We start from the raw sequence: 2735 nt of genomic DNA, 5'->3' as shown, positions 1-2735 counted from the left end.
AGACTGTATTTCTGGAGATATTCAATTTTCGTGCAATCTGGGAAACCTTTAGTCCTTTCGCTTTCAAGTTGTGAATCGTGAAATACATATGCCACCTTTCCAAGCGTTTCATACTCTTCCTCACCCATGATGAAATGATTTCAAGGATATGGTAAATGGGCAAGGAAGGAACGTAAAGTGTTCATTGCTGTTCAGCAATTTTTGTTGTCTTTATTTTAGCGGTTACAACTGGGAGTACTACGGGATGACCGATACCTTCACCAAGCTTTATGAAGGTGCAAAAGAAGGAAGGATGTTCAACCGGCTTTACGACATCATCACCAGTCGGGAGAACATTCTTCTTGCGTTCCGCACCATCAAAAGCAACAAAGGATCGGTCACACCTGGAACAGATGGGGTAACCATCGAAGACATCAATAGGATACCGGAGGACGAACTGGTCGAGAAAATCAGACGGATACTCTCCAATTACCAGCCTAAGAAAGTACGGAGAGTCTACATCCCGAAGGAAGGCGGAAACGGCAAACGCCCACTTGGAATCCCATGCATGATTGACCGCATCATCCAGCAGGCGTTTAAGCAGGTACTGGAACCGATAGCCGAAGCCCATTTCTACAAGCACAGCTACGGTTTCAGACCACTGCGGTCAGCCCACCATGCGCTGGCGCGGGTGCAACACCTTGTAAACCATACCGGGCTTCACTACGTGGTTGACATCGACATTAAGGGCTTCTTCGATAACGTCAATCACACCCTGCTGATGAAACAGATGTGGAACATGGGAATCCGTGACAGGAAGGTACTCCGCATCATCATGAAAATGCTGAAAGCTCCCATCGAGGGTGAAGGAGTACCAACCAAAGGCACACCACAGGGCGGAATCATTTCACCGTTGCTATCCAACATCGCGCTCAATGACCTTGACCAATGGATAGCAGGACAATGGGAGAACTTCCCTGCGCATTACAAATATTCCAGAGCAGACTCTAGAACTAATGCCCTGAAAAAAGTCCAATCTCAAAGAAGGTTACATCGTCCGGTACGCTGACGACTTCAAAATCCTCTGCCGGGATTGGAAGACCGCCCAGAAGTGGTACCACGCCGTCCGCCTGTACCTGAAAGACCGCCTGAAACTCGACATCTCCCCTGAAAAGTCCCAAATCGTGAACTTGCGGAAACGAAAGTCTGATTTCCTGGGTTTCACGATATGGGCGGTCAAAAAGGGGAAAAAGCACGTGGCACACACGGGCATCAGGGACAAGAAGAAACAGCATATCAAGAGGCAAGCCAAGAAGCTCATCAAAGACATCCAGAAATCCCCGACAGCCCAAAATGTGCTACGATACATTAGTTTTGTCCTCGGAATCCATAACTACTTCAAGAAGGCAACACACGTAAACATTGAATTCTCACGCATTGCCTACGACCTAGGCAGGTTCCTGTATAACAGGCTCAAGGGTCTTTCCAGATACGAGCACCCCGTAGACCCGCCACCAACGTACACCAAATTCTATAGAAATGCCTATAGAACGTACAAGGTGGCAGGGGTTTATCTCTACCCGCTGGCAGACGTACAGCATGAATGGAACAGTTATCAATTCAAACAAGAACTAACCCCATTCACTACGCAGGGTAGGGAACTCATTCACAAACGGTTACAGGGTGACGTGGAATGGGAGCTTCTTAGACTGATGAAGTCACACATCCCAAATGCGACAGTCCAGTATATGGACAGCCGCCTGAGCCGCTACAGCATGAAAATGGGCAGGTGCGAAATAACGGGCATGTTCCTCTTCGCAGAAGATGTCCATTGCCACCACTACCTGCCCAAGCACCTTGGCGGTACGGATGACTTTGACAACCTAAGAATCATCCACAAAGATGTCCATAAACTGGTACACGCCACAGACCCGGAAACGATACGGAACCTGCTGATACGAATTATGCCATCAAAGACGGTACTGAAGCGTATTAACCAGTATCGGAAGAAAGCTGGACTGGAACTTATCGGTTAGACGGACACCCAAGATGGAACGCCGTATGAGGGGAAACTCTCACGTACGGTGTGGAGGAGGGGAAAAGGCGGCGATAACATCAAAGCCTTACCTATATTCCTATTGAGGACAGAAGATTGCAGATTGCGGTGGAACTGGATTCGGTTGCAAGGATGTTTCCTCCCCGGCCTTCGTCGCTGTGCAGCCATTGCCCGTTTGTGATAGAGTGCTACCTAAAATTTGGACTGAAGGTATTAAACAATACAAATTACGTATAATGTAATAATAAAACCAAAATATGGAAATCCATTTGTTGATTATAGTTCCTCTTGGAGATTTCTGGCAGAGTTTTAGAATATCTGGAGTGGAACTATTAAGGAAGGTATAAACTTTTCTATGCACCGATGTAAAAACGTAAAGGGACAAAGGTTTATGAAGAAGATGACATTCTACTTATGAACAACATTCCAGATGGTTGTATACGGTAACCTAAAACTACGCCACTGCGCTCATTGAAAAATCCCCCACCCTATCAGATAATCCTCACAGAGCGAATATCAGCGATGTGGGGGCGGGGAGAGATGATTCAATTGATCCAGAAGCAAAACATCCTGATCATGCACTACCGGGAGGGGAAGTCTCAACGAGAAATCGCGAGAATCACAGGCATCGATCGGAAAACGGTCGCAAAATACATCAAGCAATATGAGCAGCAACGAAAAGAGTTGGAGAAAAGCGGAT

Annotated in this window: 1 pseudogene; it reads left to right on the top strand. The window is 46.8% G+C overall.

What is annotated here, in order from left to right:
• Positions 1-244: 244 nt before the first annotated feature.
• A pseudogene (locus BAA01_12105) lies at positions 245-2015 on the top strand (group II intron reverse transcriptase/maturase).
• Positions 2016-2735: the final 720 nt, after the last annotated feature.

Origin of the sequence: Bacillus thermozeamaize, from assembly GCA_002159075.1 — a bacterium.
Classification (GTDB): domain Bacteria; phylum Bacillota; class Bacilli; order ZCTH02-B2; family ZCTH02-B2; genus Bacillus_BB; species Bacillus_BB thermozeamaize.
Note: the sequence above shows the minus strand (reverse complement) of the source record. Positions and strands in the feature narration are given on the sequence as shown.